Source organism: Nocardiopsis sp. NPDC049922 (genome assembly GCF_040660275.1).
In the GTDB taxonomy this organism is placed as follows: domain Bacteria; phylum Actinomycetota; class Actinomycetes; order Streptosporangiales; family Streptosporangiaceae; genus Nocardiopsis.
The window spans coordinates 117,691-138,475 of the sequence record NZ_JBFAME010000013.1 but is presented as its reverse complement, the minus strand read 5'-3'; the positions used below and the strand labels follow the sequence as shown (position 1 = coordinate 138,475).

The 20,785-nt window shown below is 67.1% G+C and carries 13 protein-coding genes; all 13 read right to left on the bottom strand.

Features of this window, described 5'->3' with window-relative positions; genetic code table 11:
• Positions 1 to 33 precede the first annotated feature (33 nt).
• The 13 genes from AB0I72_RS22235 to AB0I72_RS22175 all read right to left on the bottom strand — a co-directional run bounded on the left by AB0I72_RS22235 (position 34) and on the right by AB0I72_RS22175 (position 20,696).
• Positions 34 to 4,035: a type IV secretory system conjugative DNA transfer family protein gene (locus AB0I72_RS22235; protein WP_358571743.1), complete on the bottom strand. Its 4,002-nt coding sequence runs from the start codon at positions 4,033 to 4,035 to the stop codon at positions 34 to 36.
• 140 nt (positions 4,036 to 4,175) lie between these two features.
• Positions 4,176 to 6,443 (bottom strand): hypothetical protein, encoded by a 2,268-nt coding sequence (locus AB0I72_RS22230; RefSeq protein ID WP_358571741.1) that lies wholly within the window; start codon positions 6,441 to 6,443, stop codon positions 4,176 to 4,178.
• Between the two features lie 104 nt (positions 6,444 to 6,547).
• Positions 6,548 to 8,329 carry an AAA family ATPase gene (locus AB0I72_RS22225; RefSeq protein ID WP_358571739.1) on the bottom strand — a complete coding sequence of 594 codons (1,782 nt, stop codon included), beginning with the start codon at positions 8,327 to 8,329 and terminating at the stop codon, positions 6,548 to 6,550.
• A gap of 222 nt (positions 8,330 to 8,551) precedes the next feature.
• The gene (locus tag AB0I72_RS22220; protein ID WP_358571737.1) at positions 8,552 to 9,595 is read right to left on the bottom strand and encodes an AAA family ATPase; all 1,044 of its coding nucleotides are present in this window, start codon (positions 9,593 to 9,595) and stop codon (positions 8,552 to 8,554) included.
• Between the two features lie 38 nt (positions 9,596 to 9,633).
• A complete protein-coding gene (locus AB0I72_RS22215; protein WP_358571735.1) occupies positions 9,634 to 10,128 on the bottom strand; it encodes a hypothetical protein in 495 nt (164 codons plus the stop codon).
• Positions 10,129 to 10,167: 39 nt separating this feature from the next.
• Positions 10,168 to 10,821 carry a hypothetical protein gene (locus tag AB0I72_RS22210; RefSeq protein WP_358571734.1) on the bottom strand — a complete coding sequence of 218 codons (654 nt, stop codon included), beginning with the start codon at positions 10,819 to 10,821 and terminating at the stop codon, positions 10,168 to 10,170.
• Positions 10,814 to 11,824, bottom strand: a complete 1,011-nt coding sequence (locus tag AB0I72_RS22205) for a hypothetical protein (protein WP_358571732.1) — start codon at positions 11,822 to 11,824, stop codon at positions 10,814 to 10,816. Before AB0I72_RS22205 ends, AB0I72_RS22210 begins: the two co-directional genes overlap by 8 nt.
• 130 nt (positions 11,825 to 11,954) lie before the next feature.
• Positions 11,955 to 12,605, bottom strand: coding sequence for a hypothetical protein (locus AB0I72_RS22200; protein WP_358571730.1), 651 nt, complete (start codon positions 12,603 to 12,605; stop codon positions 11,955 to 11,957).
• On the bottom strand, positions 12,605 to 13,615 hold the full coding sequence (locus AB0I72_RS22195) for a hypothetical protein (protein WP_358571728.1): 1,011 nt from the start codon (positions 13,613 to 13,615) through the stop codon (positions 12,605 to 12,607). The genes AB0I72_RS22200 and AB0I72_RS22195 overlap by 1 nt, the downstream gene beginning before the upstream one ends.
• 101 nt (positions 13,616 to 13,716) lie before the next feature.
• Complete coding sequence (locus AB0I72_RS22190; protein ID WP_358571726.1) at positions 13,717 to 15,585, bottom strand: phage tail tip lysozyme; 1,869 nt, start codon at positions 15,583 to 15,585, stop codon at positions 13,717 to 13,719.
• Positions 15,586 to 15,690: 105 nt separating this feature from the next.
• A complete protein-coding gene (locus tag AB0I72_RS22185; RefSeq protein WP_358571724.1) occupies positions 15,691 to 16,983 on the bottom strand; it encodes a hypothetical protein in 1,293 nt (430 codons plus the stop codon).
• A gap of 165 nt (positions 16,984 to 17,148) precedes the next feature.
• A complete protein-coding gene (locus AB0I72_RS22180; protein WP_358571722.1) occupies positions 17,149 to 17,484 on the bottom strand; it encodes a hypothetical protein in 336 nt (111 codons plus the stop codon).
• Positions 17,485 to 17,708: 224 nt separating this feature from the next.
• Positions 17,709 to 20,696 (bottom strand): hypothetical protein, encoded by a 2,988-nt coding sequence (locus AB0I72_RS22175; RefSeq protein WP_358571720.1) that lies wholly within the window; start codon positions 20,694 to 20,696, stop codon positions 17,709 to 17,711.
• Between the last annotated feature and the right edge of the window lie 89 nt (positions 20,697 to 20,785).

The window sequence follows — 20,785 nt, the reverse complement described above, 5'->3', positions numbered from 1 at the left end:
ACCTGCCTCTGCCCCACACCGCTGACCTCCCGGCTAGCCCTCGTCACGCATCACGTCGGCCATCGCCCGATCGAACTCGCCGCGGGCCAGGTCCAGCCAGCCCTCCCGCTCGGCGAGGAACTCGTAGAACGCGCCGTGCACACGGAACCCGTGCAGGTCGGCCAGGTTCTCCGGGTCCTCGGTGAACACCCGCTCGGTCTCGCTCTCACTGGCCTGCTGGAGCCGCCGCATCGCTTCGGACTCGTCCTGGCGGGAGATGTAGACCTGCGATCCGTCGGCGCTGCGCAGGGCTCCGTCAGAGCTCACCGAGAAGTGGGCTCCGTCCCGCTCCAACGCGGGCCGTACCGACTTGTACGCCTCGATGATCTGGGCGTCCAGCGGACCGTCCAACGCGCCCGCGTGCGGTCGCGCGGGATCGGAGGAGAAGTGAACCAGCATGTCGCGGCTGATCAGGTTGTTGGCGTAGCGCAGCCGACGGAACTCGGTCATCCTCGCCTGCTGGGAGTCGACCGCCTGCTGGGTCGCCGTGTCGAACTCCCAGGGCATGTCCAGGTTGATGGCGTTCTCGAGGTCCTCCAGGTCGACGTCGTCGGAGTCGCCGAGGTCGTGCTCCTCGGCGTAGGCCTCGCCGCGCGCGGCGTCGACCAGCTCCATGACCTCGTTGGCGTAGGTGTCGGGGTCCAGCCGTGCGACGTCGACCTCGGAGAGACCGTGGGCCGTCCTGTGCTTCTCCCGGCACTCGGCGGTCAGCTCGGCCTGCTGCATACGCTTGGCCAGCATCGCCTCGAAATCGGGCTGGTTCATCCGCACGTCGAAGTCGACCGCGCTGGACAGCGTCGGGATGGTCTGGAGCGTGTAGTCGTGCCCGGGCTGCTTGACCGTGTCCCTGAACATGCGCCAGGACATCGGCAGGATCGTCTCGTTGCGGTTCCACACCGGCGAGTCACCCGCGCGGAAGACGATCGAGTTGCGCTCGGAGATGAAGGCCATGTCGTTGTAGGAGATGACCGGCTCCTCCTTGGTCGACATGGTGTAGGAGACCTTGCCCTCCACACTCATGCCCTTGACCACGTGGCCCTTGTCCTGGGTCACGGTCTTGGAGTCCATGTAGGTGGTGTGGCGTTTGCCGGACATCTTCTCCAGCGTGTCGAGCATCGAGTCGTCGGTGCTCTTGAGGAAGACGATGTTGGAGGTGTTGCCCTGCACGATCTTGTCCACCGACTCGCCGTAGACGTCGCGCAACTGCTGAAGCGTCTGGAGGATGAGCGTGAACTGCTGCTCCTGGCCCAGGCCGATCGACAGCATCGTCTCGAAGCCGGAGATGCCGTGCCCCTCCGACTGGAGGTTGCCCAGCTCATCGAGCATGAACCGGGTCTTGTACAGCGGTTTCTGGTTCTCCTTGGTCATGTACGACTTGTCGAAGTTCAGGTCGACCAGTTGTTTGATCAGGATGAGGATGAGCTTGGCGTACTTCATCAGGTGCGGCGGCGTCACCAGGAACACGACCTTGGGCTGCTCCGAATAGCGCACCATCGTCTGCGTGATCGCGTTGGCCTGACCCATCTCCTTCTGGGGCAGGGCCCCCGTGATGTTGGTCAGCCGCGTCTGCGGGTAGGTGGTATGCCCCGGCGCGAACGAGCCGCCGTCCTGCTTCTTCAGCTCCAGCAGGATCCCGTTGCGGATGATCTTCTCGCCGGTCACCGGGTCGGTGATGTAGAACCGGCCGTTGAGCGAGGTCTGGTAGTCCTTCTTGAACTTGAAGTAGTAGGTGCGGATCAGCATGCCGGTCTGCGGGTTCAACAACCGCAGTCGGATATAGGCGATGTCGCCCGCGAACTTGCCCTTGAAGTAGTAGCGGGCCCAGCCTTCGCGGGAGACGATGTCCTCGTGCTCGAAGTCCTCGCCGAGCACCTGCTCGAACCTCTCGTCGGCGTAGGCGTCCCACTTGGCCTGGGCGCCGATCAGGTGGTCGCGCTTGAGGTAGTTCATGGCGAAGCGCACGCCCATGCGGCGCGGGAAACTCAGGCCGCCCAGGTCGGTGTTCTGACTGGGAGTGCCAGAGGTGAGCGTGGAGATCGTCGGGTCGGCGAAGAAGCTCATCGCCGTGATCGCGATGCCGTAGACACTGGCCAGCATCTTCTCGGCCGCGCCCATCGCCCGCAGTGCGTTGTCGGCGTTGCCGACCAGGGTGCGCATCGAGTTGCTCGGCAGCCCGTTGGTGGCGTTGAAGAACAAGGTGAGCATGTCCAGCTCCTTCTTGCCCTCCCACAGGAACGCCTTGTTCTCGGCCTCCACCAGTGCGGCCTCGGCCTCCGCCTCGCGGAACGTGCCGTCCTCCAGGCTCCCGTAGTCACCCCTTTGGACGCTCTCCTCGACCAGGTCCGCCGGATTCTTCACCTTCTTGGCCGAGAGCTGCACGAACAGCTGGTAGCAGTTGTACAGCGTGACCTTGCCCCACTTCTCGTCGAGCTTGGTCTCCAGCACCTTGGGATCCATGTCCACCCGGGCGGCGTAGGCCCGCAGTTCGCGCTCCTCCTCCAGGTAGAAGTCGATGAGGCCGTAGGCGGCACGCTTGAAGGCGTTGTTGGCGGCGTTGGGCCACACCGGGTCCTCACCGCCGTCGAGCGGAAAGAAGACGTCGGCGATGTTCTCGATGTACATCGCGCACTTGGTCGTGTCACCCTCGCGGGCGGCTTCGGCGGCCATCCCGAGCGGGTTGTAGATGTCGGTCTTCATCGCGTTGATCAGGTTGAACTGCACCACCTGGAAGCCGCGCATCGTCGCTCGCACGTAGTGCTTGACCAGGAGTTCGCCCTTGGGGTCGTTGATGACCATGTTGTTGGGGCTCTTCTCGCGCAGCCACATGTCGATCATCGGTTCGATGTACGTCTGGCCCTTACCGGCGCGAGTGATGGCCAGGACCATGGTGTTGACCGGGGCGGTGTCGACGATGTAGGCGCCGGCCGGGCGCTGCACCTCGTACTCGGGGAACTCCCAGTCGGCGTTGATCATGTCCGCGACGGTCTTGTGCTCCCCGAGCTTGCCGCGGTCCCTGCCGTCCGGGTTGTAGGGGATCCTGGTGGTGTCGAACCGCTTGCGGATGTTCTTGTCCTTCGGCAGACCGGAGGCCTCGAACAGGTCGTCGCCGAACTTCTCGTCGATGAGCGGCATCTTCGTGGTGATCGCCCGATCGTCGTCGTCTCGCAGGATCTCGCCCTTGAGGAACTCGACGTCGCCGTCGGAGTCAAGCACGTCCTCGTCCGCCCGCTTGGCGACCTCGATCGACTTGAGGCCCTTTCGGACCGCCATGACGTGGCTGATCATGGAGGACGGCTGAACGGAGCTGTGCGCGCCCACGTCGGGGAACCAGTCGAACTTGCGGACGACCTCGTCCGGCAGGGCGATGTGCTGGTCGCCCTGGTACTGGTTGATGTCGCTGGTGTCGTGCAGCAGGTTCTGTGCGTCCCGGTTGCGCATGAGCAGCAGGTAGGCCACGCCGAACGTGCTCAGGCCGAAGCCGAGCGACACGGCGAGCTTGAGCCAGGTCACGTGGAGGAACCACCCGGGGAACGTGTCCGGCTCGCCCTCGCGCTCGGCATCGATCTGTGCCTGTTGCGCGGCGACGTCGTCGATGACCCACTGGGGCGGGTCCGCCAGGGCCTCGTCCTCGGTCTCGTGGCACGGCTGGTCGGGGACCACCCGCCCGTCCTCGTCGAGGACGCGGTAGCAGTACTGCGTCGACGACATCCGCTCACGTTCGACGAAGTCAGGGGCGGCGGGCCCGCCGAGCGAGGAGGTCACGGCGCTCACGGTGAACTGGCCAACCGACCACAGCACCCACACCAGCACGGCGACGAGGACTCCCGCCGCGATGGCGATCATGGTGCGTGAGGTGCGGGTCCGTTTGCGTTCGATGCGTGAACGGTCGAGCTGCTGGGACTCGTAGATGTCGCGGTTGGCGAGTGTCTCCTCGGCTTTGCGCGAGGAGAGTTTGTCCCACGCGCTCGCTCTAGGGCTGGAGCCCCTCCTGGCCATGAGGCGAGCCTTTCTTTTGACGTGCGCGCTAGAATGCGCTGGTTTTACTGGTTTATCAGTAGATATGACAGCGCGTTCGGGATCCGCGGGCGGGGCTCGCCCTGCCGTGCGGCGCCCCGGGGCCATCCACCGGACACGCCCTAGACGATCCACGCGGGGATGATCATCGCGCTGGCGCTACCGGTCGACCCGTATCCGAGCGTCCAGCCGACGATGACGCCCACGGCGATGGAGATCAGCACCAGCACCGCCGCCAGGAGCATGAGGAGCTTGGTGAAGCGGCCGTGGACGTGGTTGGTCCGCTTCAGCTCCTCGGCGTAGGAGCGCTTGTCGCCCTCGAGTTCGTCGATCCTGCCGCGGTACTGCCGGTGCATGCTGTCGGCCATGTCCTGCATCTGCGCGTGCAGGTCCTTGTACAGTTGGTTGGCCGAGCGCAGCTTCTCGTCCTTGATGTGGACCTCGTGCCGCCACTCCCCCTCGCGCTCGCGCAGCCGAGCCTCGGCCCGCTCGCGCTCGCGCTCCAGTTCGGCCTCCAGCCGACGCACCCGGTTCTCCCGATCGGTGTTGAGCTCCTCCACCCGGAGGGAGTGCTCGGCCTTCAGGTCCTCGACCTGGTTGTCCAGCCGCAACTGCTCGGCCAACACCTCAGCGCGGGCGATGTCGTGCTTGAGGTTGTCGCTGATGAAGCGTGTCAGCTTGACGTTCCACTGCTCCAGCAGCTCCATCTCCGCCTCGCGCTGCTTGGCTTCGCGCTCGGCGAGCAGTTGGAAGGTGCGTGTGGTGCCCAGTTGCATCCGCGTGCGCGCGTCCTTGCGCCGCATCTCCAGCACGCGCTGGCGCTGGTGGGCGTAGCGCTCTTCGTTGCGACGCTCGATCTCGGGGGCCACGTCGGCGAGCTTGCGTTCCAGCTCCGTGCGGAACCGGTCCCAGAACACCTGCCTGGCCTGGGCCGCGGCGACCTCGGCGCGCTCATCGGCGTCCTTTTCGTAGCGCCGGGTGATCTCCGCCCGCCGGACACCGACGTCCTCGGACACCCTGGCCTTGAGGTCGGCGAACTCCTGCTCCGCTGCGGCCGAGAGCGTCTGGTAGGCCGATCCTTCGCGATGTTCGTCGACTTCACGCATGACCGACTCGGCGTGCAGGCTCATGGTCTCGACGAAGAACTGACGCAGCTCCTTTCTGTGGTCGCTGTGCAGCTTCGTCAGCTCGGCATTGGCCTGCTCGGCCATGACGGCGATCTGCTCGCCGAGCCAGTCGGAGACCTCGTCACCGAACTCCAGCCGCACCGATGGCGCCTGGGTGTCGAACGTGGCCTCGAACTCGGAGTACGGGATCTCCAGACCCAGGTCGTCGGAGAGGAAGCGCCGCGCGATGGTCTCCCGCACCTGCTCCTCGGTGAACTCCCGCTCCCGGTTCTGTTCGGCATAGTGCGTCCAGGCAAGGGCCTGCGCCCCTTCCCCCTCCGTCACGAAGCCCGGGCCTTCATCCCCTTCGTCCTCTTCGTATTCGTCGTCGTACGTGCCGTCCTCGTACGCGCCGTCGTCGTCCACATCGTCGTCGTAGGCACCGGACTCGTCGTCGCCGAGGTCATCGTCGAACAGGTCCGCGGAGAACTCGCCGTCGGCCAGGGAATCGCCCCCCGGCTCCTCGTCGGCGACGCCCACCTCAGGGGTGGGGGCCGTGGCCACCGCGCCTGGTAGGCGGTCGCTGTCGTCAGGGACGGGCGGGGCCGACTGCGGCATGGCGACAGTGTTGGCCAACGGGGCGGCGTCCGTGCTGTTCGGGGCAGCCGTGCGGGTCGTGGTCGCGCTGATGGCCTGGGTCCAGGCCCACATCTGCGGCAGCCGGTCGGCCAGGCTGCGGCTGCCGTCGGCGATCGCCACCGCCTCGGCGTAGGTGGTCCCCTCGTCGATGACGGCCTCGACCACCAGTTCCTGGCGATCCTGGCTCGGGCTCAGCACCATCCAGTAGTACGTGGCGTCAGTGAGCAGCGAGTACTCACCCATACGCTCCAGTGTCTGGACGGTGGGGATGATGCCGAGGACTTCCTCGTTGAGGAGCTGGCGGGTGGTGATGGTCTGGATGTGGTCGTGGTTGATGAGCTCGATGAGCGAGCCCTTGGCCTCGTCCTTCTGTTGCTTCTTGCTCAGGCCGCCGATGTTCTCCACCGGCAGGGCCAGCGCCGCCCAGGAGTTGCCGCCGGGCAGGACGAAGCGCTCGTTGCGGCTCAACAGGTCGATCGCGGCGTTGACGGTGCTCTCCCGCACCACGCTCGCCAGCATCTCCTCGGGCTTGCGCCGCTTGGTGCGCTTCCTGCCGTCGCCGGTCGGCGAGGCGGCCGCTTCCGAACCGTCAGAGGACGTGCCGTCGGCCTTCCCCTTCTTCCACATGTTGTCGATGAGCCCCATCGGCACATCCTCTCGCTCTCACCATGACGTCTGGAACCAGCTCGTTTGTCAGCCTGACTAAGGCAATCGTCAATCAGTGGGCCGCTGCCGCCCCCCGGGCCGCCTCAGCGCGCGGCGGCCACCTCGATATAGGAGTCGCTCTTGAGAAGACCCTTGTCCTCGCTGCGCATCGTGCCCCGTACGTCCACCCGCAGGACCCTCTCGTGCGTGTGGGCGTTGACGAACGCGGCGATGGCGGTGGTGACCTCGTCGGTCATCTTCGCGATCGCCGCACGTGCTCCGCCCGCGTTGGAGTCGGTGTCAGCGTGGTCGTCGATGAGGTACTGCAGGACCCGTTCGGCGATCTCGACCCTGACCCCGTGCTTGACCATGACCTCGCGACGCATCTGGCGCAGCTTGTTCTTCACGATCTTGCGCTGGGTCTCGCGCGAGAGCGGTTGGAAGGGGACGATCGCGTCGATGCGGCCCAACAGCTCGGGCGGGAACTTGTTGTCTCCCTGCGTGGTGGAGATGGACCTGCGGATCTCCTTCATCTTCTCCACCAGCTCCTTGCCCGAACCGGTGTCGTCCACGTTGTACTGGGCGATCGTCTCGTAGATCTCCGACCCCGCGTTGGTCGTCAGCACGATGTAGGTGTTGAGGAACGACACCTGACGGCCGTTGTCGTTGGTGAGCCTGCCGTCGTCAAGCACCTGGAGCAGGACGCGCGTGATCGCCGGGGCGGCCTTCTCGATCTCGTCGAACAGCAGCACGGCGTGCCCCATGTCCCACACGCGCTTGGTCAGCTCCGAGCGGAACAGGTCCAGGGATTCCTCCCGCGCGTACTCCGACATGTCGAAGCGGATGAGGTGGCGCTGGTCGTCACCGAAAAGCAACAGGGCGAGCTGCTTGGTCAGCTCGGTCTTTCCGACTCCGGTACTGCCCGTGAAAAGAAATGACGACATGGGCTTGGTCTTGTCGTTCAGATCGGCAACGCAGACCTGCAGCCTTTTGGCGACCACGGTGGTGGCGAACTCCTGGGAGAACACCGCCCCGTCGAGCTGTTTCTTGATCTGCACCGCGTCGACGCGGAACGCCACATTGACGTTGGTCGACTCCATGAGGACGTCCGCGAGCAGGTCGCGGTCCATCGGACGGCCGGTGTACCGGTGCCAGCCCACCATCGAGTCGAGCACCAGGATGGACTTACGCGGCTGCGTCGAGGCCGGGATGTAGCGGTTGGTGTACTCGTAGATCATCTCGAAGAGGTGGTCGTCGTAGAACTGGCCGGCCACCCCGTAGCGCCTGGCCATCCCCCTGAGGATCTCCACCGTGGTCTTCTGGTCGGGCGGGCTGACGTTGATGCGCTGGAGGCGTTCCATGAGCGGCTGGTTCGGTGCCACGTACTTGTGGAACTCGTCGAAGGTCGTGGCCGCGATGACGCGGATACCGCGCGCGCCGGACGCCGCCAGAACCGGCTTGAGCGCTTCGACGGAGGCGGCGCTGAGCTGCACCACCTGGTGGAACTCGTCGATGAACAGCACCAGCTCGACGTGCTCTTCGGAGCTGAACCTCTCGGCCTCGTCGAACAGCCCCTTGAGCAGTGCCGCCATTTCGTCGGGGGTGCTCAGCCCGGCGATCATCCGAGCCAGGTCGACTTCCATGTAGACCCGCTTGACGTCTTTCAGCATCGCCGCCTGAACCAGAGCGGTCTTACCCGCACCGGCCGGAGCCAGCAAAAGGGCATTGCACAGTTCGGGTCGGGCCATGGCCGCCATGAGCTGGGAGATCTCATAGTCACGACCGACGATCTCACGCTCAGGGGCTTTGAGGGGGTCGCTGTACTGGGCCAACTTCGGGTAGCGCTCGTTGCGGCCGTCGAGGGAACCGTCCGAATTGGTGAACAACTGCTGCCGCCTTCGTGGACGAGAAGGTCACGACCCCATCTCGTTCTTACTCATAAATCAGGACAATCGTAACACGTCACACACGACTGACACCAGGCGTAGGGCGCTTTGTCGCCATGGCCGAAAACACAACCAAGAACGGCGGGTCGCCGCGCGTACGTGAAGAGCGAAAGGCAAGAAAAAACGAGGGATCTTCGTCATTCATGTGTATCGACACGGCCATCAGCCGCCGGGTTGGTAGTCGTCCGCCTCGTCCTGCCGCTCCCCGGGGGACCGCCGGTCGAAGCTCGTGCGGACCGGGGCGACGCCGACCTCGGACGTGTCCTCGGCCTCGCCCCAGTCGAGGAAGCCGGACTCGTCGGCCTGGTCCCGCGCGTGTTCGGCACCGCGCTCCGGGGCGTCGGCCGGTGCCGCTTCGGTCCGACTCGACAGCGCCTGCCGCACGCCGGGGCCGATCCGCTCGCGCAGCGCCCCGGCGGGGCCGTCGGGGTCGTAGCCCACGTCGGTCTCCGTGGTGCTCTCGGCGCCCCGGCGCTGGGCTTCCAGTTCGTTCATAAGGCGGTCGAACACGCTTTCGGAGGCCTGCCCAGCCTGGTTCACGGCCGCGTAGCGGTCGGCGGGCCCGGTCGGTCGGCGGTGTTCGGCGTCATCGAGGTACTCGTCGGCGAACAGGTCCTGGATCACCCCCGAATGCGTGGGCACCGTGGGTTCGGGCCCGGCCGAAGCCCGCACCGGGTTTTCGGCGGAGTAGTCCGGGAAGTACTCGGCGAGGGTGTAGCCGCTGTTCTCCTCGGTGAGCACGGCACTGTTCTGGTCGCGCACACCGGCGAAGACCAGCGGGGGCTGCTCGGCGTTCTCCGGTGCGACCACGAGGAAGTCCGCTTCGGCGGGCAGTTCCCACTCGATACCGGTCATCGACTCCGGCACTCGAAAGGAGGTGCCGAAGTAGCCCTTGCGGACCAGTTCGGTGAGCTGGGCGAGGTCGAATTCGTAGTAGGCGTCGATACCGGGTTCGGTTCCCGCGCGGTACTGGATCTCGGTGACGCCGAAGGGCAGTTCGACGTCGGGCCGGATCTGGATGATCTGGCCCCGCAGGTGCAGGTAGGGCCGGTAGTTCTGGTCGATGCCGTGGTGCAGGATCGTCACCGCCTCCATGTGCACGGCGATGTCGCAGGGCACAGCGCTCAGGGTCCGCACGTCGGCCTTGCCGTCCCGCGCCAGGCGGTGGAACCAGGGGTCGGTGATCCGCAGGGGGGCGATCCTCATGGGAGCGTCTCGCTTCCGTGTCGGGGTCGGCCAGCCGGTCAGCGACCGGCGCTGTCGGTGTCGGTGGCCTGGACGGCATCCGCCTGCTCGCCCAGCAGCGCACGACGGACCCGCTCAGCCAGACGGAGCTGGGCGCGCCACAGCGCGCGCATCGCGACCAGCACCAGGACGAAGACGAGGCCGATGAGGAAGACCGACGGCGCCAGCCAGTGCGCCAACTGCATCTCCAACGGCGAGGTGGGGCCGACGCCGGTCCCCGCCGCCACCATGACGAACAGGTTGGGCACCACGGTCACCGCCGCGAACATCGCCAGGACGTAGCCGACCAGACCGGAACCGATCACCAGGCCCGTGCGCACGAGCGCCAACACCGAGCGCGCTCCCGACTCCCCCAGACGCGCGCGCAGGCGGGCGCCCAGCGGCGTCGCGGCCCTGTCCGCGTCGGCCTGCTTGGCCTCGGCGGCCCGTTGCGCGGCGCTCTTCTTCTCCCGTGGTTTGCGCTTGTTCTTGGACCCGGTGGCGGCGGGGCTCATCGGTTCTCCTGTTGTGGACTGACGTTGCGGACGTGCGGACTAGGAGCGTTCGGGGACCTCTTCGGTCCAGTCGGCGTCGATCTCGGTGATCACGCCCTCGGCGTCGGTGGACCACTCCACCGACAGCGCCGCGATCGTACGCTCCTCCTCGTCGTCGGCGTCGTGGATCTCGACGAAGGCGAAGTAGGTGTAGTCCAGGCCTTCGATGCCGGTCAGCACCGGCTCGAACGGCCCCAGCCGCGCCTGCGCGTCCGCGTCCAGACCGGGAACACCGTCGCGACCCAGCTCCTGGAACACGGCCGGGGGTTCCTCGTCACCGGTCCCGACCAGTTCCGCCGACACGTCCTCTCCCTCCTCCACGGCCTCGCTCAGTAGGATGCGCATCGCCACGCCATCGTTCTCCAGACGTTCGACACGGACCGCCGACGAGCCCGCCAGTACGTCGGACCAGGCGGCGTGGAACTCGTCCTCGGCTTCCTGGGCCTCGGTCTGGCGTTCCTCCACCAAGGCCGCGACCTCGGCGCGGTCGGCGTCGTGGCCGGAGGAGGCCGACCACAGGGACAGCCCGCCCACGGCCAGCATCAGGGCGGCCACCCCCAGCGGGGCCCAGAACAGGACGCGCCGGATCGTCTGGCGGCGGCGCTCGCGCTCGCGCTCGTAGGCTTCGATCTCGGCCAGGCTCACGTCACTCACCGTCCTCGGGCTCGCCGCCCTGCTCGTCCGCGCCATCGCCCGCCGAGGTGTCGCCGGTGTCGTCGCCGTCAGCGTCGGTGCCGTCCTCGGCACCCTCTTCGCTCTCGGCGGCGACGGTGCCGAGCACCATGTCGTCGAACTTGTTGACTAACGGGTCGAACCGACCGCTGAGCCAGGCGACGGTCCGCCCCGTCTCGTCCTCGGTCAGGACCCAGACCATGCGGATCGCCAGGTCCCGCTCGAAGGCCTGCGCCTCATGGGCGGTCCAGGTGTAACCGGACAGCGGGGCGTCGTCGTCGAGGGTGGGTACCGCCGAGTGCCACTGGCTCACGGCGTTGAAGCCGTCGGAGTCGCGGGCGCTCACGGCGAAGTGCGGCGTCAGCGCCCGTTCCAGACCACCGACGGCGCTCTGGCGCAGCCCTTCGGCGCAGGTGGTGAGCTCCTCCTCGGTGTAGTCGCGCGTGGTGGTGGCCGGGTCGTCGAGGTAGGGGTGGCACTCGTCGCGCCCGCCCGGTCCCGGTGTCTGTTCGGGCAGGTCGTCGGTGGTGATCGGCCCGGTATGGTCCAGGTAGGTGTTCTGCGCTTCAGCGAGGTCCTCGCCGACGGTCGTGGCCCGGGCCAGCCAGCGCCGGGCCTCGGTCTGGCTGGGCAGATCCGCAAGGCCCTGTTGGGCGGCGGTGGTGCGCTCCTGCGCGTCGAAGCCGTCCTGGGCCTGTTCCTCCAACCCGGCCTGGTGGTGGGCGCTGATCGAGCCCGCCATGGCGAAGAGCACCAGCGCACCCAGCATGACCAGGACGGTCACCGACCAGTACCCGATGCGGACCAGGAGTACTCGGCCGCGCCCAGCGGTCGAACGCCGCGGCGCTGGGTCCTCTCTCTGCTGCTCCTGTTGCTCCTCCAACTGCTGCACAGAAGAGACCAGGCCCAGGCGCTGGGCCAGTCGGCCGCCCTGGCCTGGGTCCGGGGCCGGGGGTCCGCCGGGACTGTCCGATTCATCGGCCACGTCGGCCTCCTCCCTTCCGCGGCAGAAGCTGTTTTTCCTCGTATATCAACATAATTCTAGCACTGTAAGTCGGCGACCCGTTCGCGCCGAACCGCTGGCAGAATCACTGCGCCACCAGGTCAGCACCGGATCAGTAGGGGCCCGAGGTGCGCACCCGGGACGTGGAGGCGTAGCCCTCGACGCCCGAGACACCGCCGTCGCCATCGGTGGTCAGCAGCACCGTCGCCGTGCTGTGGGCGCTGGCCTGCCCGTCGTCGGAGGTGGTCCGCAATTCGACCAGGACCAGGTAGGAGTACTCGGTGCCCTGGACCGACAACATCTCGCTGCGGAAGTCGTTCACCCGGGAGTCGAGTCCGAGCAGGTCGATGAGCGCGTACTCGTTGCCCTCCCGGTCGATGTTCACAGGTGCCTCGGGCAGGAACGCGGTCATGAACGCCGAGTCCTCGTCGAGTCCGTAGACGGTCATCATGGCGCTGCGCGCGTCCTCGTACTCGGCGTGGGTCTCCCACGTCAACGCGGTGTCCAGCACGTCGCCGATGAGCTCCTCGTCGGCGTCCAGCCGTGCGGTGTTCGTGCCCTGAACCAGGCTGGCGACCTCGTTCTCCCTCTCGTCCTGTGCTTCCTCGATCTCGACCGTGCGCTCCCGAAGCTCCGCGATCCGTTGCTCCTGGTCGGTGAGGGCCGCCTCCTGCGCACCGCGTGTGACGGCGAAGGAACCTCCCGACACCAGGAGCAGCGCCGCCGCGGACAGCGGGAAGGCGTTACGGCTGACGAACCCCATCAGTCCTGGTCCTCCTCGTCCGGGCCCGCCTCGCCCGCGAACCGGTCACCGATCGTGGTCTGGCCGAAGTACAGACTGTGGAACGCCGCCATGTCGGCGTCGTAGGTGCCCCGGGCCCAGGCCAACAGGTCACCGCTGGACTCGTCTCTGTTGAGCCAGGCCACGCTGACGGTCCCCGGGGATTCGACTCGGGGCGTGACGGAGACCAGCTCCCAGGAGTTCAGTGACGCCGGGGCGTACTCACTGCGGTTCTCGTCGGCATAGCGGATGTACCAGGGGGCGAGCACGTCGATCTCGCCCGCGCCCAAGGGCACGTCCGCGCCGGGGACGTAGGCGTCCTCGTCCTCGATGATCCGGGCCGACTCGTCGAAGTAGTCGACAAGCCCGGCTCGGTGTTCGGCCACGGGCGCGAACACCTCACCCCCGTCCCCGTCCCCTGACAGCTCCGCGTCGTTGAGGTCGGCCAGGATCTCCTGGTAGGTGTTCTGGAGTTCGGCGACCTCCTCGCCCTTCGCCCTGGCCTGATCCACGGCCTCGTCCAGCTGCCCTTCGAGCGCGGCGGCGTCCTCCTCGTCCCACGAGGCTGCCTCCAACTCCCGGATCTCGCCTTCGAGCGCAGCGATCTCCAGCTCATTGGCCCGGCTCTGGACCTGCGTGGTGTCGGTGCTGGTGGCGGCCAGGGCCCCGGTGCCGATCGCGCCGACCATCAGGGCCCCGCCCAGGCTCATCCGCACGACCTGGCCCGTGTCACGCCTCGGCGCCCCGCCGCCGCGCCGTTCCCGGCGCTCACGCCTGCGCTGTCGTCGGTCGGCGCGGCGCTCGCGCAGCATCTCCCGCACGTCGTCGCCGGTCATCCTCCTGCGGTTGGCGCGCTGCTTGGCGTGGTAGGCGTCGAAGCGCTCCATCACCTCCTCGCGACTCATCTCACGCCAGGACCGCTTCGGAGCCGTCTCCCGCGAAGCGCCGCCATCACCGTCGTCGCCGCTGTCCGGCGTGCCCTCGTCGACCATCGCCGCGCTCCTTTCCTGCTGGTCTCCAGGTCCCCGACGTGGGGACGGGCCCTGGCCCGGTGACACCGGCTCTCTCCGTTGAGCGGTGCGCCCGGGCCCGGCTACATGAACGGGTCGGGTCCTACGCTGACGTGGACGTGGTCGATGTGGTCCTGCGTGTTGTTCCCGCGCCCACTGGCGTCCCGAGTGACCCCCTCTTCGTGCCACTCCCCGACCGGATCGTTACCGGCCGCCCACTTGCGGCCGTCCCACAGGATGCCGCTCACGTTGAACTCCTCGGCCCGCGGGATGAGGTAGTTCACGAGCGCCGTCCCGTTGTCGTACATCTCGTCGCTGGGAACCTCGCCGAGTTCCGCCATCATGTAGTCGATGGCCTGGCCGTTGTTGTGGTTGCTGCCCGCCTCGTTGCGCTGACCACCGGCCGACAGGAAGAAACCGCCGAACTCCTCCTGGAGGTGCTCGTGCATGGCGCAGGCGTCCGGGTGCATCGCCCCCAGAGAATCGCAGGGGATCTGCTCACCGGCCTGGGTCACCCCGCCGCTGCCTCCATTGACGTTGGCGGTGCGGCACTCCTGCACCGCCGCGCTGCGACGGTTCTGGTTGGCGACGTCGACCGTGGCTTCGGCCTGCTCCAGGATGGAGTCGGCCCGGTCCTCGTCGGCTTCCCAGCCGTCCAACTTCGCGAACCACACGCCGGCGTACTCCAGGCGCTCGGTCAGCCGCGGCGCGTTCACGTCGGAGTCCAGTGTCAGGCCTTCCCACTCGACCATCCAGGCCTCGGTCGACTCCTCGACCGAGCCGGAGGGGTTCTCGATGAGGTTCTGGACGAACCTCACGCGAACGGGGTCGTCCTCGGAGAGCATGAAACTCAACTGGGTCTCCAGTTCCCACCACTCCCCACCGGTGCTCTCGGCGTAGTCGGTGAGCAACGTGTTGCGGCCGTTGGTCCACTGCCCCAAACCGATGCCCACCAGGTCGATGGCGGGCCACTGCGCGGCGTAGTCGGCGTCGATCAACTCGACCTGGAAACCGTTCTCCTCCGCCTCCCGCGTGCGCGGGCCGATCTCGTAGGGCTCGTTGTAGATCGTCTCTACGGTCGTCGGGTCGATCCGCGACTCGTGCTGGAAGTTGCCCAACACGCCCGCGATGTTCTCGTCCTGCATGCCCATGCCCGCCAGGATCGAGTACACCTCCTCGGCCATCGCCTCCATGTCCGCGGAGGTTGCCCCCGACTCGGTGTTGTCGTCGATCTCGCGCACGATCCTCTCGGTCGCGGCACGACAGTCGATCGGTACGCCGTCGTGCTGGGCGATGGAGTTGCCCTGCTGGAGGACCGCCGTGCCGGCGACCGCGGCGACCACGCCCAGGAAGGCCGCGCCGAAGGAGACAACGGCGCCGGCGAAAGCGCTGATGGCACCGCCCACGGCCCCGGCGATCGCTCCGCCGATGGAGAGGAAGAAGCCCACGACGGTCTTGACGACCTGGAGCACCAGCATCCAGATCAGGCTCCACAGGTTCATGAGCAGGGCCAGCAGCGCGGCCAGCATGCCCTTGAGCCAGTTGAGGAACATCAGGAGGACCATGAGCTGGGCACCGACACCGATGGCCGGGACGGCGGCGACCGCTCCGGCGCCCTTGGCGACGCCCTTCGTGTCGGACTCGGATCCGCCCTTGGCCGCCTCCGAGGTACCGCCCGCGCCGAGCTTCGGGCCGGCGCCCTCGTCGGAGTCCTCCCCCGGGTCGGAGTCTTCGGCAGAGTCCCTCGCCGGGTCGACCCCTCCCGCGGGGCCCTTCGCCGAGCCGCTCCCTCCCGCGGGGTCCTTCGCCGGGTCGGCCGCCTGATCCGGCCCCGACGCGCCGTCGCCCTTGGACCCGGTGCCACCGGCCGCGTCACCCGGGTCGGGTAACCCCTTCCCGGCTGCCTGACCGACCTGGTCCGACGCGCCCGATCCGGGACCCGGGGGCTGCATGCCCCCAGCCCCGCCACCAGCGACACCCACCATCGCGTCCCTACCTCCCGCCTCTCGGCTTCCTCGTCCGTGTGTGATCGACCCCGTGCTGGGCACCGCTCCGCGTCAGTACGTGAGCAGGGCCTCCTCGCCCGCGTTGACCGATCCGGCGGATTCGACGCTGCGCAGCGCCACCTCCAGCTCCAGCAGGTCGCTCAGGGAGTCGACCTGGTAGTCGGTCTTGAGGCGGTAGTAGTCCTGGTAGGCCTGCGTGGTGTTGTTCATGATGTCGCGCAGCGGATCCATCGCCTGGCCCGAGTCCCGGTACTCCCTCAGGTCGTTGCCGTCGGTCAGCCGCCACTCCATGTCGTTGGCCGCGAACCGGGAGTTCTCCTCCTCGGCGCGAGCCTTCTCGCCCAGGAACGTGACGTAGGAGGTCTCGTCCTCGGGCATGATCGCGTCCAGGTAGCCCTCCTCGACCGAGCCCGAGCGCCAGTCGAAGTCGTAGCCGCTCGGGTGCACCCAGTCGGTCTCCAGCGCCAGCGTGGACTCGGCGTCGGCGTCGGCCGCCTCGCCGGTGACGGCGTCGCCGTCGACCTGCGCCGGCACCTCGGGCGGTTCGATGAACACGCCGTCGACGTTGACCCGGTTCATCTCGCCGTCGTACTCGTCGATCCGGTTGAGGACGGCGCCCATCTCCATGAGCTGCTCGTCCATCGCCTGGCGGAGCTCTTCCTCCTGTTCGGCGATGACCAGCTCGTAGTACAGGGCGGAAGGGTCGATGCGCGCGCCCGCCAGCGAGGCCGCCTCCTCGGTGCCGGAGGCTCCGGGGTTGAGGAACAGCCGCCACTGGTCGAACTCGGCGAAGGAGCCGTCGTCCTGCAGGTCCTCACGGAGCGCGCGTCCCGCGTCCTCCTGGTAGACCAGTTCGCTGTTGGCCCGCAGGGTCAGGCTGATGATCTGCTGCTCGAACGGCGCGTCGGAGTCCAGGACCACCCCGAGGTATCCGGTGGAGCCGAACACGACGATCGAGCCGGTGACGGTGGTCCGCAGCGGCTGGGTGTCGAGCTGTTCGTTGGAGCCGGTGAGGAACGCCTGGTAGTTGATGGCGTCGGTGGAGAACGACCCCGCGTCGGAGTCGCGGAACCGCATGAGGACCAGGGCGCGGGTGCCCTCCTCGTTGGTGTAGACCCCGTCGACGCTGCCGGACAGTTCGGTCCTGGAGGTGGTGAACGACGCGGTGTACAGCGCGGTCTCGTCCAGCTGGGCCCGGTTGTTGCCGACGGCCGAGACGATGGTGCTCACCAGCAGGAGCACGAAGGTGGCGGCGATGATGCCGGTGATGACCCCGAACCGCTCGATGGCGTGGTGGGGTCCCAGCTTCATCTTCGCCGCGAAGGCCTTCGTGGTCTCTTTCATCCCCATGTGCTGCAAGCCCTTTTCTGCTGCTCTGCCTTCGGGTACGCGAGGCCAGCCGCGACCGCGGCGGCGCTGTCTCAGCGGTGGAGGGCGTTCTCCGGACGCACGAAAGGGTCGGCGGCCCGGTGGCCGCCGACCCTCCCGCGTTCCCTGATCGAGGGTCGGCTAGACCGTGGACCCCAGGAACCCCTGGAGGAGGACCATGCCGCCGCCCAGGTCCTCGATGGTGGTCTGGCCGCCCTCGGCGATGGTGGCGATGAGATTGAACCCGCCGGCCATGAGCGCGCCGCCGACGAAGATCAGGCCGAGGATCTTGATCCAGCTCGTCTGGTCCTGTTGCGACGCCATCAGCTTCTTGATGAGCAGGACCCCGCCCCAGATGATTCCGACGGTGCCCATGAGCGCGAGGAGGCCACCGCCCGCCGTACCTGCGTATTCGCGGGCGCTGTCGAAGAAGGAGATGAGGTCCCACTCCGCAGCGGGGAGGTTGGTGATGTTCATGCTTTTCCTTGTCCTGTTCGGATCCGACGCATGGCGCGCGGCGATGGAGGGCTCGGCGGGTCCGCTGGGGGATAGGGGGCTGAGTCGATTCTAGTTGTCGGACATGTCCGAAAGCAACACTTCTCGGTGCGTTTTACACTGAAAGATGAGGATAAATGATGCACGGATCACACCGTTGGCCGTAGGGCGGAAACGGGGTCCCGCCCTTGCTCCTCCGTCAGTTCTCACTTCTTCCTGTTGTTGCCTCGGCGCGGTTTGCGCGACTTCCCAGTCCGTTCTCCGGTCGGCTTCGGAGCCCCACCGGTTTTGCCCCCGGTGCCGCCGCTCGCCATCCCCGCGGTGTTGGACACCGTGCGTCCGGTCTGCTGCATCTGCCGGCCCTGGTTCATACGACGCACGTTTTTGGGGTTGGGGTTCTGGTTGTCGAGGGACGACTTCCCGGCCCGTTCCTTGTGCTCCTTCGACTGGGCGTTCTTCGCCGTGGCCGAACCGCCCTTCTCCAGGGCCTTGCCCCCCGACTCGACCGCGCCAGCGGTGTCCCCGGCGAAGGCGCGGCCGACGGCGACCCCGGCGTGAACACCCGCCTCGGCGGTGTCCTTCACCGCGCCGATCTTGGCCGCGTCGGCCTTCCGGTACTCCTCGCCGGACTCCTGCACGGACGTGATCCCGGCCTCCAGCGGGTCGCCGTCGTCGCCGACCCTCGGGTTGTCCGGGTCGGCGCTCCCAGGAGGCAACGACAGCCCGTCGGCCTCGACCCGTCGGCCGAGCGCGGTCTCCCGCTCGGCGTCCCTGCTCTCGCCGCCGGGGTCCAGACCCGCGCCCGACCGGTCGTCGTCACCGTCGCCCGAGGTGAGCTCGCCGGGCCCCTCCAGCGTGCCGTCGGTGTCCACGTCGCCGCCGACCCTGGTTTCGCCGCTGTTCCCCGCCGACGTGCTGATCCCCTCGGGACCGCCGCCGTTGGTACCGCCCGCGTTCGGTCCCTTGCCGCCCTTGGGACCGCCACCGCCCATCATCCGGTTGCCCATCGCCGCCCCGGCGCCGGAGGAGGCCCCCGAGGCCATGGACGGCAACTTGCCGCCCATGCCGCCACCACCGCCGGGGGGCGTGACCTTGCTGTCGGTGAGCTTCTCGACCACCTTGGTGGCGGCCTCCTCCACGGCCTTGACCAGCGTCTTGCGCAGGCGCATCGCCATGACCGTGAAGAGGATGACCAGGATGATCGACACCAGGGTGATGATCATCGTGATGAACCCGGCGGAGTCCAGGAAGGCGATCATCGGCACCGCATTGGCGCCGCTGGCGCTGTCGTCGAGTAGCAGTGCGAACGGGGTCTCGATGATGGTCGGGAGGCTCAGCAGGAACTCCTGCACGAACTTGTACAGGAAGATCGTGACCAGGACCTCCATGATCAGCGCGATCGAGTAGACGATCACCTTCGCGATGCCGGAGATCGCACCCAGCGTCGCGAACGGGATCGCCGCGATCAGCTGGAAACTCCTCCGGATGTTCCCCACGAGCATCGCGAGGGCGTACCCGACGCCGATGGTGATGAACGCGCCCAGCAGCACCACCGTGTTGAACCAGTACACGGCGCTCATCGTTCCGGTGCCGACCAGCGACACCGAGTTGTGGATGGACCTGGTCGCCTCGCTGGAGGCCCTGCCGGAGGAGTAGGCGGTGTAGGACGTCGGCCCGAAGTCGGTGTTGAGGTAGTTGTACATCGCCAACGGCGCGAGGTTGCACCGCATGGGATCGCCTGCGTCCGTGGCCAGTTCCAGCCCGCACTCCCCAGCATCAGGATGTGTGGTGAACAGCCTGTCGCCTTCGCCTTCGGCGGTCAGACCCGAACCGTTCACCGAGATCAGGGGGTTCTGGCCGACCGGCACCTGGTCATCAGTATTCACGACCTCATCCGGGTCGCCCATGTAGTGCTCGAACCAGTCACGCGCGCACTTGTTCTCGTCTTCGCACGTTCGGACCGGCCCGGACAGACTGGACTTGGACTCGGTCTCGAACGATGAGGCGGACACGTGTGCACTGCTCATGTACCGGCCCAGAATGCTCGCGATCTGGGCGTAGTGCGACTGTTTGAAATCCCTTTCGCTGCTGTCCAGCGCGCCGCTCCACGTTTCTGCTGCACCCAGCGAGCTGTTCGTCAGACCCAGGACCTGGTAATTGATATGCAGGGCCAGAGTGCGCACGCTCGCCTGGGAACGTCCGGTAGGGGCGTTCCGGTCGCTGTCCCATTCGACGTACAGCCCGTCCCCGTCCGGCACGGCCAGGCGGTGGTCCATCGCCCAGCCCTCAAAATCGACATACGTGGAGAGCACCGCGCGCGAGGAGCCCGAGTTTCCCTCGTTGGTGGCCTCGGCCATGGCGTTGAGCATCCCGGTGTACATCGATCCCAGCAACGGCAGGCCCAGGCCGATGAAGAGTATGCGGATGAACAGCTTCTTCAGGCCCGAAGCCTTGTCGAACTGTTTGAACAGCAGGATGCTCATCAGGAAGACACCGATGAACAGCGGGACCATGACTTCCCACGCAAGGGCTTCCAGGAACCCGTACCAGGTGTTGATAAAGGCGAGCAGGCCCTGGAGGCCTTGCCGGCCGTCCTCGTCGTTGGTCAGGCCGCCGGTCATGCCGTCGGCGAACACCCGGTTGCTGATCGCGTCGTAGAACAACCTGAACGGGTTCAGCCAGATCAGCGCATCGATGAGGATCGACCACAGGGCGTCGACCCCGGCCGAGACTATGTACAGGAGGAAGATGATTCCACCGAAGAGCGCATTGAAGAACCCCAGCGAAAGCCCTGTACTGGTCGAATCCAGCCCCAGCCCGTTGAGCGTGGCACCGAACAGCGCGAAGTCCTGCGCACCCGTCTCACCGGAGATTCCGGAGTTCTCGTTACCGACCAGAGTTTCGTAGCCGATGCTGTCGGAGGATTGGGCCATGCGCGAGTTGATCCATCCCGCGATGACGTTGTAGTCCTCGTCGGCGTAGCCGAGCATCGATCCGGCGCTGGCCGGCTGTGCCATGAGTTCGGCCCAGCCATCCTCCTCGAGGCTGACATCACTCTTCGGCTCCTGCGCCGTGGAGAACAGCGCCGTCATCGACGAGGAGAGCCGGTAGAACGACAGCTTGTTGAGATCGTCCTCCTCGTCGGCGTGCGCTGTGCCGGGCACCCCCAGCATCAGGGCCAGCGGGACCACCACGAACAGTACCCGCATGACCAGGCGTACGAGGGTGCCGGGCCGGTCCGAGGACGGACCCCGCCGTCCGCGCGAGGGCGCTCCCTGCTCCA